Source organism: Pseudomonas sp. A-R-19 (genome assembly GCF_019956575.1).
Classification (GTDB): Bacteria; Pseudomonadota; Gammaproteobacteria; order Pseudomonadales; family Pseudomonadaceae; genus Aquipseudomonas.
Genome location: NZ_JAHBDR010000094.1, coordinates 18,030 through 31,518 on the forward strand (window position 1 = coordinate 18,030; position 13,489 = coordinate 31,518).

Genomic DNA, 13,489 nt, shown 5'->3' on the forward strand with positions numbered 1-13,489 from the left:
AGTAATGAACGCATGATGATTCTCCTGGGTTAGCGAACAGGAATCGTGGTGACGTAAGCGTCGGTTTCCAGATACACCACCGCATCCCGACGGCGACCGCCGAAGGTCGCGGCAAGGCTGGCGAAAAACGCACCGGCCAACAGCGCAACGAACATCCACAGCGTGGTCCACGCTGCCACTTTGGCGGCCGTGTCGGCAGCCTCTTGTGCGGCTTGCTTGGCATCGGCCACGGCTTTTTGGGTGCGGGCATACACCTCATCGACACGACGTTCGGCGTCGGCCTGAGTCAGGTTGGTCCGCTGCGCGACCAGTTGCGCCAGATAAGTCCGGTCTTCGCTGGCCAGTCCATTCATGCTCAGGGAACGTACAAAGATCCGGGTGACGGCACCCCGGGCCGCATCATCGCTGACGGCACCCGGACGATCATCACGGAACAGGCTGTCAACGAAGTAACCGTATTGATCGCTATTGGTATTGCCCGCCGCAGTGCCCACGGCTTGCGTCGCGGCACTCGCCGCTCCACCGACCATGTTCGCCCCGGCCTGCACGCCACCGCCCACCAGGCTGCTGACCGAGCCGGCGACCAGCGTGGCCGTCACCAGCGTCGCCACGCACCAGGCCAGAAAACCATGGGCCGTGTCGCGAAAGTAAACTTCATCGCCATGCATGTACGCCCACTTCACCCGCAGCCGCCCGGCGATGTAACCGCCAAGTCCGGAAGCGATGATCTGGGTAAAAGCCAGCCAGACAATGGTCGAGATCCCCAGGCCTTTGGCGCTCACGCCTTCATTGGCCCAGGGCGATACCGCCGAAAAACCTAGGCCGAAACCGAGCAACACCAGGATCAGCGACAACGCCGCCGCAGCAGCGGCACCCGCGAAAATCGCTCCCCAGGACACGCCGGACAGCGTGGTGGACTCGTCCATGGCAGGATAGAAACCATCAGAGGATCTATTCATTGTTTTATCGCTCCAGGCAGAAAGATGGTGTTACAACTCTTCAAGGAAGGAATTGCAGTCACCGTGCCAGTCGCGCACTTTAAATAAACCGTTGTGCTTCAATCACTTAGGAAGTTTGAACTTCCTGAACCCATGCATATTGCAACGAACAGGTTGCCCTGACGGGTTTTATGCATGGGTTATTTGCGCTTATAGCTCTTGTTGCCACTGGGGGTCAGGCAGTAAACGCCCCCTCTGGGGCCGGTACAAAACGAACCGGTGCCACAGGAGCAGCCTTGCGTGTCCTGGATAAACGCTTGTGGACGTGCCTGGGTCTGACCGCCGAACATGGCCGAGCAACTTTTTTTCGAGCCGCTGATGGAGCCGTCGTTACACAGGAACAGGTCGCCATCACATCGATCGATTCCACCTTTCTTGCCGGAGCAGGGTGTATTGCCAGCCCAGGCCGCTGAACTGAAAACACTGAACAGCAACAGACAAATCGGCATCCAGCCATACCGGATCGATTTACGCACAATGCAGCCCCCCATCGAAGTTATGGCCCAATGATATCAACGTATCGAACAGCGACCCCAGCCAGATGAAAGTTAATTTATTAAGTCGCGGACAATTCTTGGCAAAATGCTTGCAACTTCGTATTGAACTGCTTATCAGGCCAGCCTTATGACCCGCATCTTGACCATCGAAGACGACGCCGTGACCGCCCGGGAAATTGTCGCCGAACTGAGTAACCACGGCCTCGACGTCGACTGGGTCGACAATGGCCGCGAAGGGCTGGAGCGTGCTGTCAGCGGCAACTATGACCTGATCACCCTCGATCGCATGTTGCCCGAGCTCGATGGCCTGGCGATTGTCACCACGCTGCGGACCATGGGCGTGGCCACGCCGATCCTGATGATCAGCGCACTGTCCGACGTCGATGAGCGCGTGCGCGGCTTGCGCGCCGGTGGTGACGACTACCTGACCAAACCCTTCGCCACCGATGAAATGGCCGCCCGGGTCGAAGTCCTGCTGCGCCGGCAGAACACCGTGACCGCCCAGGCCACCACGCTGCGGGTGGCGGACCTGGAGCTGAACCTGATCAGCCACGAAGCCAGCCGCGACGGTCAACTGCTGACGCTGTTGCCCACCGAGTACAAGCTGCTGGAATTCTTGATGCGCAACACCGGGCAAATCCTCTCGCGGATGATGATTTTCGAAGAGGTCTGGGGTTACCACTTCGACCCCGGCACCAACCTGATCGATGTCCACATCGGTCGTCTGCGCAAGAAGATCGACCCGCCTGGCAATGTCCCACTGATTCGGACCGTGCGAGGCTCGGGTTATGTCATTGCCGAACCCGTCTAAAGGCTGGCGCTCCTCCAGCAGCCGACTGCTGGCGCTCTACAGCTCGCTGTTCGTGATCTGGAGCGGGATTCTCATGGGGGTCATGTACTACGAGGTTTCCGCTTACCTGGACAACCTCGCCAAGCATTCGCTGATGCAGCGCCAGCACCTGTTTTCGCGCTTCTCCGGCGAGCAACTGGTGGACGCCCTCGCCGTCAGCATGACCTTCGACATCCGTGGCATCGACGCCTACGGCCTGTTCGATGCCCAACATCGCTACCTCAGCGGTGCCCTGCGCTACATTCCGGACGGCCTGCCGCTCGATGGCAAGATCCACATGCTGCGCGACTGCGATGCCTCCGACGACACCGACGACCAGACGCTGCCCGCCGACAGTTGCGACGCCGTGGCGACCCGCACCCTCGACGGCCGCTGGCTGGTGCTGGTGCGCGACAACGGTTCGCTGTTCGCCGTGACCCGGATCATTCTTCACGCCCTGTTCTGGGGAGTGACCCTGACCATCATTCCGGGCATCGTCGGCTGGTACTTGCTGCGACGCCGGCCGTTGCGGCGCATTCGCGGGATTCAGGCCAGTGCCGAAGCCATCGTCGCGGGTGACCTGAGCCGGCGGTTGCCACTGTCCAATCGGCGTGACGAACTGGACATGCTCGCCGCCATCGTCAACGCCATGCTCGAACGCATCGAGCGCCTGATGAACGAGGTCAAGGGCGTGTGCGACAACATCGCCCATGACCTGCGTACGCCCCTGACTCGTCTGCGCGCGCAGCTTTACCGCATGCAACAGCAAGCCGGCGAAGGCTCGCCGCAGGCCATGCAACTGGATCTGGTACTGGCCGAGGCCGATACGCTGATGGCGCGTTTCCGTGGTTTGCTGCGGATTTCCGAACTGGAAGACCGCCAGCGCCGCTCCGGTTTCGTGCAAGTGGACCCGGTGGCGTTGTTGCAGGAGCTGCATGAGTTCTATCTGCCCCTGGCCGAAGACGATGGGCTGGTGTTCCAACTGCACCTGCCCGCCTCCTTGCCACCCCTCAATGGCGACCGGGCACTGCTGTTCGAAGCCTTGGCGAACCTGCTGAGCAACTCGATCAAATTCACCCCGCCCGGTGGCGCGGTGATCTTGCGCGGGGTCAATGCCGGCGGGCACACGCGGATCGAAGTGCTCGACTCCGGCCCGGGCATTCCCGAGGCAGAACGCGAGGCGGTGTTCCAGCGCTTCTATCGCGCCGAGGCGGGCAATCAGAAAAGCGGCTTCGGGCTCGGACTGTCCATCGTCGCGGCGATTGTCAGCCTGCACGGTTTTACACTTGAGGTGGGCAGCAGCGAACTGGGTGGCGCGCGGCTGGTGCTCGATTGTCGGGAGAGCCTGATTCCTCAAGCCTGAAATTGAATCCCTGTAGGAGCGAGCCTGCTCGCGATGGACGTCAACGATAACGCGTGCAGTCTGATTCAACGCGTCGACCTTGCGTCCATCGCGAGCAGGCTCGCTCCTACAGGGGATTGGTGGTGATTTCCGCTGCGTGGATCAAGCCGGGTAATTGGCCCGCAGCGCCTCAAGCCCACCCTGATAGATGCCGGTAAACAACGCCTCCACTTCCTCGTTGCTCACACCCACCGGTTCAAACCGCCCGGACCAGGTCACCCGCGCGCCCTCGCCTTGCGCCTCGACCTTGATCGTCGCCAGATAATCAGTCGCCGGAAAGGGTGCCTGCAAAATCGAGTAGCTGTAGGTTTGACCCGCGTTGTCAAACACTTGCAAACGCTCGACCACCACCGCGCCATCGCTGGTTTCCAGTCGGCGCACGCGCCCGCCTTCGCTGAGTTCACTCTTGGGAATGAACGGCAGCCAGTCCGGCAGCGAGTTGAATCCGCCAATCAATTGCCAGACCTGATCGGCCGAGGCCGGGACTTCGATCGTTGCTGATGCAGTTGCCATGAAATGCTCTCTCTAATCAATAAGGTTCAGATGGCCAGGCTGTCGACCACACCGCCGTCGACCCGCAAGGCAGCGCCGGTGGTGGCCGAGGATAACGGCGAAGCAATGTAGGCCACCAGGTTGGCGACTTCCTCGACATCCGCCACGCGCTGGATGATCGACGTCGGCCGGGCCTTGCGCACGAATGCATCGGCTTCGTCCCGGGCGCTGCGCCCGGATTCAGCGGTGGCGTCCTTGAGCATCTCCTCAAGGCCATCGGTAAAGGTCGGGCCGGGCAAGATCGCATTGACCGTCACACCGGTGCCGGCCAGGCGTTTGGCCAATCCATGGGACACGGCCAGGTTGGCGCTTTTGGTCACGCCGTAGTTGATCATGTCCGCCGGCGTCGCCACGCCGGATTCCGAAGACAGGAAGATCACCCGCCCCCAGCCCTGCTTGACCATGTCCGGTGTGTAATGCCGCGACAGGCGCACGCCGGAGATCACGTTGACTTCGTAGAAGCGCGCCCATTCGCTGTCCGGGGCGTCGTAGAAATCCACCGTGTTGAAGATCCCGAGGTTGTTCACCAGGATGTCCACCCGAGGTTCGGCGGCGAACAATATCTCGGCGCCTTCGGCGGTGCCGAGGTCGGCGGTCACCCCACGCAATTGCGCAGCGGGAACGCGTTGACGAATGCTCGCCAGCGCCTGCTCGACCTTGGCCGTGTCGCGGCCGATCACCACCACCGTGGCGCCCGCCTCGGCCAGTGCCTGGCTGATGCCCAGGCCAATGCCGGCGGTACTGCCACTGACGATTGCCAATTTTCCGCTCAAATCAATCTTCATGCTCAAGCTCCAATGAGGGGCAAGGGTGCGCGCTCGGAAACCAGCTTCGCCTCACGCATCGCTTGCCAGAATGCCGCGGGAATCACCGCCGACAACGCCGCCACGTCTTCGGCAATCCGCTGCGGGCGGCTGGAACCCGGAATCACCGCCGCCACCGCCGGGTTAGCCAACGAGAATTGCAACGCTGCTGCCTTGATATCGACACCGTGGGCCGCGGCGATGCGTTTGATCTGCTCGACCTTGCCGGTGATCGCCGGGCTGACCTTCTGGTACTCGAAGTGTGCGCCACCGGCCAGGATGCCCGAGCTGTAGGGACCGCCGACCACGATCTCGACGTTCTGCGCCAGGGCGGCGTCCATCAAGCGCTGCAAGGCGCGATCATGATCGAGAAGAGTGTAGCGACCCGCCAGCAGAAAACCGTCCGGTTGCGCCTCGCTCAGATCAAGGGTCAGCTCGCAGGGCTCAACCTTGTTAACGCCCAGGCCCCAGCCCTTGATCACGCCTTCTTCACGCAGGCGGGTCAGCACTTTGAAGGCACCGGTACGGGCCTGGTTGAAGTACTCCAGCCACTGATCGCCGTAGAAATCCTGGGCGATGTCATGCACCCAGACGATGTCCAGGCGATCGGTTTGCAGGCGCTTGAGGCTGTCCTCGATCGAACGCAGGGTCGCGTCGGCGCTGTAGTCGTTGACGATCTTGTTCGGCAGGCCGTGTTCGAACACCCCGCTCTTCTCGCCGAGGTCACGGGCAGCGGCGTCTTCGATTTCATCGAGAATCACCCGGCCGACCTTGCTGCTGAGCACATAGTCGTCACGGTTGTAGCGCGACAACGCGGCGCCAAGACGAATCTCCGACAGGCCCGAACCGTAGAACGGCGCGGTATCGAAGTACCGCACGCCGGCGTCCCAGGCGGCGTGGACAGTCGCCTGCGCTTCCTCTTCCGGGATAGCGCGGAACATGTTGCCCAGTGGTGCGGTGCCGAAGCCCAGCGCGCCGGGCAGTTTGTCTTTCAAGCTCATGGATGAATCCTCTCGATTATCAGTAACCCTGTAGGAGCCGGCTTGCCGGCGATGGCCAGACCTTCCTCGCCGAAACCCGCGCCCTGCTGACCCACGCCAGTCGCCTGGAATCCCTCGGCAAACGCCTGGGGCGCGGCGAAGAAGGCGGCTTGTGCATCGGCTACATCGAAAACGCCATGCACGCTGGCGTGCTGCCCAATGCCTTGCGCGTATTGCGGATCGACCGGCCGAACGTACACGTGGCGCTGTACAACCAAAGCTCGGCCGACCAACTTGAGGGCTTGCGCCAGCGTAGCCTCGATATTGCCCTGGTCAGTGAGCCGCCGACGGATGACGACCCGGACTTGCTGGGTTTTCAGGTGCTGGACGACCCGATGCTGCTGGCCCTGCCCGAGCACCATCCACTGGCGCAGCAGAGCGTGCTGACTCCGGAGGATCTCGCCGGCCAGGAGTGGATCGGCGTGCAACACCACCAGAACATCACCAGCCGCGAAAACTTCGTCAGCGCCTGTATCCGCGCAGGCTTCACCCCCGATATCCGCATGGAAGCCACCGGTCCCTTCACGGCAATGGCTCTGGTGGCCTCGGGCCTGGGCATCGCCATGATTCAGAAAGGCTTGAGCCGTAATGCCCCGCCAGGCGTGGTGCTGCGGGAAGTGCCGTGGATTGCCTTCACCAGACCGCTGTGGGCGGCGTGGCACCGGGTCAACTTGCGGCCGCTGGTGGAGACATTCAGGAAAGTGCTGACAGAACCTGAATCCACCCCATGAACCTGTGGGAGCGGACTTGCTCGCGAAATCGGCAGGTCAGGCAACAATGAAGTCACTGACACGCCCTCTTCGCGAGCAAGCCCGCTCCCACAGTTGATTGATGTCGTACCCAGTATTCTTGCTCGCTGGAGATCCAGTGTGGGAGCGGGCTTGCTCGCGAAAGCGGCAGGTCAGCCAACATTGAAGTCACTGACACGCCCTCTTCGCGAGCAAGCCCGCTCCCACAGGTCATCAGCGAACTGCAGATTGCGCAGGGATTGGTGCTTTACTGAAAACACCTCCGCCCCCTGCGAGCCCTCGGCCAACCCGCCGTCAGCGCGTCGCTGGCCAAGTTGCGCGATCTGTTCGACGACCCGTTGCTGGTGCGCAACGGACGAACCCTGGAGCCAACCCCGCGGGCGTTGCAGATTCTCAAGGAACTGCAGCCGGCGATGGACACCATTTCCGGGGCGGTCAGCCAGGCCAAGGATTTCGAGCCGTCCACCAGCCGCGATGTGTTTCGCATCGGCCTGTCCGACGACTGGAACGGGGTCAACGATAACGATCCGGCAGAACGCTGGTTGCGCTCGAAAATTGCACAGCACATGGCGGCGCCACTGTCGGGGCATTGATCGAGTGCAGGACCACCGGTTCCGATTCGCGCAGGTACACCGGCATGTCGGTGACCGGTGGCATGGCCGGGATCTCGAAGTACATCTGCACCACCCAGCCACGGTGATAGCTGGCGTGGTTGACCACGTGCATCAGCATCGCGCCGGCGCTCATGACGCCGTTTTCGCCCGAGACAAAGGTGAACTCCACGGGCTTGTCCAGGGAGGCATCGGTTTGCCGGGCGCTCCAGTCGCAGTACCAGCGATCGATTTCTTTTTGCGCCATGCGCAGTTCGGACAGGTTGGCATGCAGCAGGTCGTGCGAAGTCTTGAAGCCATGCCCCCGGCCTTCAAGGTGCGCCCGCCAGATGCAATCGACCACATAGACGTGATTGAGGGTGCCGATCATGTTTTTGAACACCGACACTCGTTCTTTTTTGACTTCGCCCGGAGGAAGTGCCGCAAGGCTGTCAAACAGGCGCTGATTGGCCCAGCGCTTGTAATCGGCCAGCAGACAGGCAGTGCGTACGGTGATCATCAGAGTTCTCCGATGGCAGTAAGCGCACTCCCTAGCATAGACCCGATGACCGCAAAGCAGCGCCAGCACTGATCATCGGTCGTTCAGGCGCTTCACCACGTGCCCGGCGAGCGCCAGGGAACTGGTCAGCCCCGGTGATTCGATGCCGAACAGATTCACCAGTCCCGGCACGCCATGTTCGGCGCATCCGCTGATAAGAAAGTCGGCGGCCGGTTCCGTCGGCCCGGTGATTTTCGGGCGAATGCCGCTGTAGGCCGGTTGCAGGCTGTTGTCCGGCAAATCTGGCCAATAACGGCGGATCGCCTGATAAAACCCCTCGGCCCGGCAGGGTTCGACGCGGTAATCAATGTGCTCGACCCATTCGACATCCGGCCCGAAGCGCGCCTGCCCACCCAGGTCGAGCGTCATGTGCACGCCCAGTCCCGCGCTCTCCGGGGCCGGATACACCAGGTGGCGAAACGGCGCCCGGCCGCTGAAACTGAAATAACTGCCCTTGCACAAATGCGCCTCGGGAATGAATGACCCAGGCAGACCGACAATAGCGCGCGCCACTTCGGGAGCGGACAGCCCCGCACAGTTGATCAATTCGCGGCAGCGCAGGGTCATGGGTTGGCTGCCGCCCATGTGCAGTTCGAAGCCCTGCTCCCTGCAACGGGCCGACAGCAACGGCGTGTGCAGGGCGAGCGTCGCGCCAAACCTTTCGGCATCGCCCTGAAGCGCCAGCATCAGGGCGTGGGAATCGACAATGCCGGTAGACGGCGACCACAGCGCCGCGACGCAGGACAACGCCGGTTCAAGCGCCCGGGCCTGCGGGCCATCCAGCCATTGCAGGTCATCGACACCATTGAGGCGCCCCTGCTCCAACAGACGCTGCAAAGCCGAATACTGCTGCTCATCAGTGGCCACGATCAGCTTGCCGACGCGCCGGTATTCAACGCCATGTTCATCGCAAAACGCATAGAGACGCTGCTTACCCTCCACGCACAACCGGGCCTTGAGACTGCCGCTCGGGTAATAGATGCCGGCGTGAATCACTTCCGAGTTTCGTGAGCTGACACCCGTGCCGATGCCCGCACCGGCCTCGACCACAAGCACTTCCCGGCCGCTCATGGCCAGGGCCCTGGCTACAGCCAGCCCGACGACACCGGCCCCGATCACCACGCTTTGGATATCGACGTTCAACGTCCCTGCCCTCTCACACCTGTTCTGGCTGTAGATAGTCGATCAGGCCGGAGAAAATCGCCAGCGGCAAGGCCATGAAACCACCCGTCCAAACGCAGAGTCGACAGCATCAGGGAACTCTCGGTGGCCGCCGCGCATCCTAAACTATGTGGTACTTCCCTTATGCTTCATGCTGTCGGAGGACACCGTCATGCGCCGTCTGTTTATCATTTCTACGCTGGTACTTTGTTTGCCCGCAGGCTCGGCTCTAGCCAAAGTGGATGCGGGTGACGTCGCCACTTCCGCCGGGGTTTCCGCCTCGCTGTACTCGACGTTCAAAGACCACAAACTCATGATTCCCGCCCGGGATGACGCCTCCAGCTTCGTGGCCAGTGGCGGTGCGATTCGTGGTGCTTATCTGGAGGCGGTGTTGAAAAAAGTCCGTCAGGACAATCCTGCGCTCAACAACGTAAGCGACGAAGACCTGGCCCGCGCCATCCTCGTCCAGGAAGGCGTTGCCACCGATCACTGAAGACCGTCATCGCCAGCGGTGGGGCTTGTAACACCGGGATAGCGTTTGCAGCCCTACCTGGCTTGCGTGCCAGTGGACATGCGTGCCCACCCGGCCACGAGTTGCGCGTTGATACTCACCCCGCCGCAGACCACGATCACCACGTCACGGGCGTCGGCAATCGCCGGGTGATCCAGGTAGGCAATTGCCAATGACACCCCGCACGCCGGCTCGACCAGCTGGCGCAAATCATTGGCGTAGCGCACCACGCCCATGATCGCGTCATCATCACTGAGCACCACGCATTCATGGGAAAAAGCGCCGATGTGCCTGACCGGCCAGGCCGCCACTTGCGCGGCGCCCAGGGATGTGGCGACCGTGTCGATTTTCGGCAGTTTGACCGGGTACCCGGCCGCCACCGCCGCGGCGAACGACGCCGCGCCTGCAGTTTCGCAGGCGACGATGCGGCAATCGGTGTGCCGATGACGAATCAGACCGGTGAGCAGCCCCGCCAGCAAGCCACCGCCGCCGACCGATGTCACCAGCACATCCACCGGCGGGCAGTCTTCAAGGATTTCATCGACCATGGTGCTGTGCCCTTCCCACAACAGCGGGTGGTCGAAGGCCGGCACAAATTCACAGCGCGGGTCCTCGGCAAGTTCCCGTGCCCGTTGATTGGCTTCGTCCCAGACCTTGCCGTGCACGATCACCTCGGCGCCGGTATTGCTGATCCGCGTCCGGGTGCTTTGCGGGGTGGTGTGCGGCACCACGATGCAGGCCTTGAGCCCCAGGCATGCCGCGGCCATGGCCGTGGCCAGCCCCGCGTTGCCGCCGGAGGGACAGACCACCTTGCGCTTGCCCTGCTGCGCCGCACGGCTGCACAGCAATCCGATGCCACGTATTTTGAACGAGCCGCCAGGTTGCAGGTTTTCCAGTTTCAGCCAGATACGCCGGGTCGGGGTCGACAGGCCAGGGTGCAGGATCAGGGGCGTGCGGATGTGCAGCATATGGGCTCCTGTTACACGCCACCGGCTCGTCGAGCTGCCACGAGCCAGCGGTGAACGGTCCTCTCTCCCAAGCTTAGTTCACCCGGACCCGGGGCAATCGTCTCAGCGATAACGCGGCGCCGCCTCGCAGTTGCCAAACAACCCGGACAGCGTCTGGCGCTGGGCCTCGTAACGGTCCCACTGGTCGCCATCGTGCAGGCCCGGGATGGTTACCACTTCGCCGGCCGCCAGACCAACGAGCGCGGCATCGACCATGTCCTCGGCGGACATGACGATTTCCTTCGGCAGGTTTTCCACCGGGTTGCCGGCCTCGCTCCAGAAATCGGTGGCGGTCGCCCCCGGCAGCACCGCCTGGATGCGCACGCCTTTGTCCGCCAGCTCATGCTGCATCGACTGACTCAGCGCCAGGACGAACGCCTTGGTCCCGCCGTACACGCCGTTGAGGATTTCCGGGGCGGTGGCGACGATCGAGGCGATATTGATTACGGTGCCGCTGCCCCGGGCGACGAAGCCGGGTACGGCGGCATAGGCCAGGCGCATCAACGCCGTCACGTTGAGGCTGATCATCGCCTCCATGTCGTCCACGGGACTGCCGAGCAGCGGCATGACGCCACCGACCCCGGCGTTGTTGACCAGCAAGCTGATGCTGGCGTCGCTGCGCAGGATCTGTTCGACCCGCAGCGAATCCACCCTGTTCGTCAGGTCGGCGGCCACCACCTCCACGGTGCGCCCGGTTTCGTCGCTCAAATGATTGGCCAGGGCGTTGAGCTTGCCCTGGCTGCGGGCCACCAGGATCAGGTCGTAACCCTGCCGGGCGAGGCGATCGGCATACACCGCGCCAATGCCCGAAGAAGCGCCGGTGATCAGTGCGGTGCCTTTGGATGAGAGTGCCATGGTGCAATTCCTCTACGGTGAGGCGAGAGATTCGCCGGGTGCACACTGTTATAAAGGCACTTACGCTTGTCTCAAATGACGTTTAAAGTACGTTTTTAGGACACAAGCATTTGAGGACAGGCCGATGATCAGCGTGGCGTTCGTGGTTTTCGAGGGGTTCCAGTCCATGGCGCTGGCCGCCATGCCGGTGTTCGAGTACGCCAATTTCAGTGCCGCAGAGGCTCTGTATGACGTGCGCGTGTTGTCCGAACACGGCCACAACCTGCGCGCCTCCGGCGGCTTGAGCGTCGGCACCGAGGCATTCGACGGGCGCATGTTCGACACGGTGATCGTGGTCGGCGGCGACTCCATCGTCGAACAGGCACCCGAGGCCGTGCTGGATTACCTGCGGGCCAGCATCAACACGGCGCGCAGGACGGCGTCGATCTGCTCCGGGGCATTCGTCATGGCCCAGGCCGGCCTGCTCGACGGGCGGCGGGCCACCACCCACTGGGCCTACGCCCGGGAACTGCAGGCGCGGTTTCCAGCGATCAAGGTCGAGGCCGATCGCATCTATGTGATCGACGGTTCGATCTGGACCTCCGCCGGCATGACAGCGGGTATCGACCTGGCACTGGCCATGGTGGAAAAGGACCACGGTGCCGAGCTGGCCCGGGCCGTGGCGCAGAAACTGGTGATGTACCACCGCCGCGCGGGCGGCCAGTCGCAGCACTCGGCGCTGCTGGAGCTGGAGCCGAAATCCGACCGCATTCAAACCGTGCTCGGCTACGCCCGGGAACACCTCGCCCAGCCGCTTTCGGTGGAACAACTGGCACAAGTGGCCAACCTCAGCCCCCGACAATTCAGCCGGGCGTTTCGCGCCGAAACCGGGCAATCGCCGGCCAAGGCCATCGAAAACCTGCGTCTGGAAGCGGCGCGACAGATGCTTGAACGCGGACGCCTGACCCTCGACCAGATCGCCCTGGAAACCGGGTTCAGCGACCGTCGTCGCCTGCGCGAAACCTTCCTGCGGGTTTTCGGTCAACCGCCACAGGTGATTCGGCGCAATGCCAGGGCAGAGATATCTGTGTAGGAGCCGGCTTGCCGGCGATTGCCTCTGAAGGATGGGTTGAGTTCTGGAAACGCCATCGCTGGCAAGCCAGCTCCTACAATGACAGGAGGCGTTACTGCGCGTGTGAGGTACTTATGAAAATCTCGGCCAAACTGGCGCTTTTCGCTGTCGTCAGCACCCTCGCCTACCTCGCCTTGGCGATATGGGGACTGGGTGGTTTCGCGGCTTATTTCAGCCACGGCTCACTGGTCGTCGTTGCCCTCGCCACCCTGATCATGGCCGTCGCGTCACTGTTCACCGAGGTCAACCTGAGTTCGGGGGAACGCGAAGACCGGGCCAATCGCTGGGTCATTCCGGCCTTCGGCGTGATCGGTTTGCTGAGCGGATTTGTGCCGGCCTACACCGACCGCATCGATTTCTGGACCTTCGGTGGTGAAGGCGTGCGCTGGCTCGGGGCGCTGCTGTTCATCGTCGGCGGCGCGCTGCGGTTGTGGCCGGTGTTTGTGCTGGGCAAGCGCTTCAGCGGACTGGTGGCCATCCAGCCGGGGCATCGCCTGGTCACCGAAGGTATTTACCGCAACCTGCGCAACCCCAGTTATCTGGGGATGATGGTCATTGCCGTGGGCTGGGCGCTGGCCTTTCGATCGAGCGTCGGCCTGTTGCTGGCCGCATTGACGCTGATCCCGCTGATCGCCCGGATTCATTCGGAGGAAGCCTTGTTGCGGGCGCAGTTCGGCAGCGAATACGACGCCTACTACAGCCGCACCTGGCGACTGATCCCCGGACTCTACTGAAACAACCCTTTTCCCCCCCTGAGGGAGCGGGCTTGCTCGCGAAGGCGGAGTGTCAGTCGACATTGCAATTGCCTGACACACCGCCTTCGCG

14 protein-coding genes and 2 pseudogenes are annotated in these 13,489 nt (G+C 62.5%); 7 read left to right on the top strand and 9 right to left on the bottom strand.

The annotated features are described in order from the left end of the window. Positions 1–29: 29 nt before the first annotated feature. Complete coding sequence (locus KGA88_RS26660) at positions 30–959, bottom strand: hypothetical protein (protein WP_110662443.1); 930 nt, start codon at positions 957–959, stop codon at positions 30–32. 179 nt (positions 960–1,138) lie between these two features. Further along, on the bottom strand, positions 1,139–1,489 hold the full coding sequence (locus tag KGA88_RS26665) for a hypothetical protein (protein ID WP_223595367.1): 351 nt from the start codon (positions 1,487–1,489) through the stop codon (positions 1,139–1,141). A gap of 133 nt (positions 1,490–1,622) precedes the next feature. Between KGA88_RS26665 and KGA88_RS26670 the strand changes: the two genes are divergently transcribed. Together KGA88_RS26670 and KGA88_RS26675 are read left to right on the top strand one after the other, a co-directional pair. After that, positions 1,623–2,306 (top strand): response regulator transcription factor, encoded by a 684-nt coding sequence (locus KGA88_RS26670; RefSeq protein WP_103395605.1) that lies wholly within the window; start codon positions 1,623–1,625, stop codon positions 2,304–2,306. Next, positions 2,284–3,687, top strand: coding sequence for a sensor histidine kinase (locus KGA88_RS26675; protein ID WP_223595369.1), 1,404 nt, complete (start codon positions 2,284–2,286; stop codon positions 3,685–3,687). Before KGA88_RS26670 ends, KGA88_RS26675 begins: the two co-directional genes overlap by 23 nt. Before the next feature lie 141 nt (positions 3,688–3,828). Here the strand turns inward: KGA88_RS26675 and KGA88_RS26680 are convergent, their stop codons facing one another. Genes KGA88_RS26680 through KGA88_RS26690 form a run of 3 tightly spaced genes read right to left on the bottom strand, consistent with a single transcriptional unit; the run spans position 3,829 to position 6,082 of the window. Next, entirely contained in the window at positions 3,829–4,239 is a 411-nt protein-coding gene (locus tag KGA88_RS26680) for an SRPBCC family protein (RefSeq protein ID WP_223595371.1), read from the bottom strand. 26 nt (positions 4,240–4,265) lie between these two features. Then, positions 4,266–5,063: an SDR family NAD(P)-dependent oxidoreductase gene (locus KGA88_RS26685; RefSeq protein WP_110663203.1), complete on the bottom strand. Its 798-nt coding sequence runs from the start codon at positions 5,061–5,063 to the stop codon at positions 4,266–4,268. A gap of 2 nt (positions 5,064–5,065) precedes the next feature. Further along, positions 5,066–6,082: an aldo/keto reductase gene (locus KGA88_RS26690; RefSeq protein ID WP_223595374.1), complete on the bottom strand. Its 1,017-nt coding sequence runs from the start codon at positions 6,080–6,082 to the stop codon at positions 5,066–5,068. Positions 6,083–6,114: 32 nt separating this feature from the next. On the opposite strand from KGA88_RS26690, the pseudogene KGA88_RS26695 reads away from it, so the two are divergent. Then, positions 6,115–6,852, top strand: a pseudogene (locus KGA88_RS26695) (LysR family substrate-binding domain-containing protein); the annotation flags it as partial. Between the two features lie 296 nt (positions 6,853–7,148). Beyond that, positions 7,149–7,373: pseudogene (locus KGA88_RS26700) on the top strand (LysR family transcriptional regulator); the annotation flags it as partial. A 10-nt stretch (positions 7,374–7,383) separates the two neighbouring features. Here the strand turns inward: KGA88_RS26700 and KGA88_RS26705 are convergent. Both KGA88_RS26705 and KGA88_RS26710 read right to left on the bottom strand, forming a co-directional pair. Continuing rightward, positions 7,384–7,980 (bottom strand): DinB family protein, encoded by a 597-nt coding sequence (locus KGA88_RS26705; RefSeq protein WP_110659768.1) that lies wholly within the window; start codon positions 7,978–7,980, stop codon positions 7,384–7,386. A 72-nt stretch (positions 7,981–8,052) separates the two neighbouring features. After that, positions 8,053–9,162, bottom strand: a complete 1,110-nt coding sequence (locus KGA88_RS26710) for an NAD(P)/FAD-dependent oxidoreductase (RefSeq protein WP_223595377.1) — start codon at positions 9,160–9,162, stop codon at positions 8,053–8,055. A gap of 190 nt (positions 9,163–9,352) precedes the next feature. On the opposite strand from KGA88_RS26710, the gene KGA88_RS26715 reads away from it, so the two are divergent. Further along, the gene (locus tag KGA88_RS26715) at positions 9,353–9,673 is read left to right on the top strand and encodes a DUF2388 domain-containing protein (RefSeq protein WP_110659766.1); all 321 of its coding nucleotides are present in this window, start codon (positions 9,353–9,355) and stop codon (positions 9,671–9,673) included. 53 nt (positions 9,674–9,726) lie between these two features. Here KGA88_RS26715 and KGA88_RS26720 read toward each other — a convergent pair whose 3' ends face one another. Further along, positions 9,727–10,659, bottom strand: a complete 933-nt coding sequence (locus KGA88_RS26720; RefSeq protein WP_223595380.1) for a pyridoxal-phosphate dependent enzyme — start codon at positions 10,657–10,659, stop codon at positions 9,727–9,729. Between the two features lie 102 nt (positions 10,660–10,761). Further along, a complete protein-coding gene (locus KGA88_RS26725) occupies positions 10,762–11,553 on the bottom strand; it encodes an SDR family NAD(P)-dependent oxidoreductase (RefSeq protein ID WP_223595382.1) in 792 nt (263 codons plus the stop codon). 124 nt (positions 11,554–11,677) lie between these two features. On the opposite strand from KGA88_RS26725, the gene KGA88_RS26730 reads away from it, so the two are divergent. Together KGA88_RS26730 and KGA88_RS26735 are read left to right on the top strand one after the other, a co-directional pair. Next, the gene (locus KGA88_RS26730) at positions 11,678–12,625 is read left to right on the top strand and encodes a GlxA family transcriptional regulator (RefSeq protein ID WP_110659763.1); all 948 of its coding nucleotides are present in this window, start codon (positions 11,678–11,680) and stop codon (positions 12,623–12,625) included. A 113-nt stretch (positions 12,626–12,738) separates the two neighbouring features. Continuing rightward, positions 12,739–13,398: a methyltransferase family protein gene (locus tag KGA88_RS26735; RefSeq protein WP_223595384.1), complete on the top strand. Its 660-nt coding sequence runs from the start codon at positions 12,739–12,741 to the stop codon at positions 13,396–13,398. Positions 13,399–13,489 lie beyond the last annotated feature (91 nt).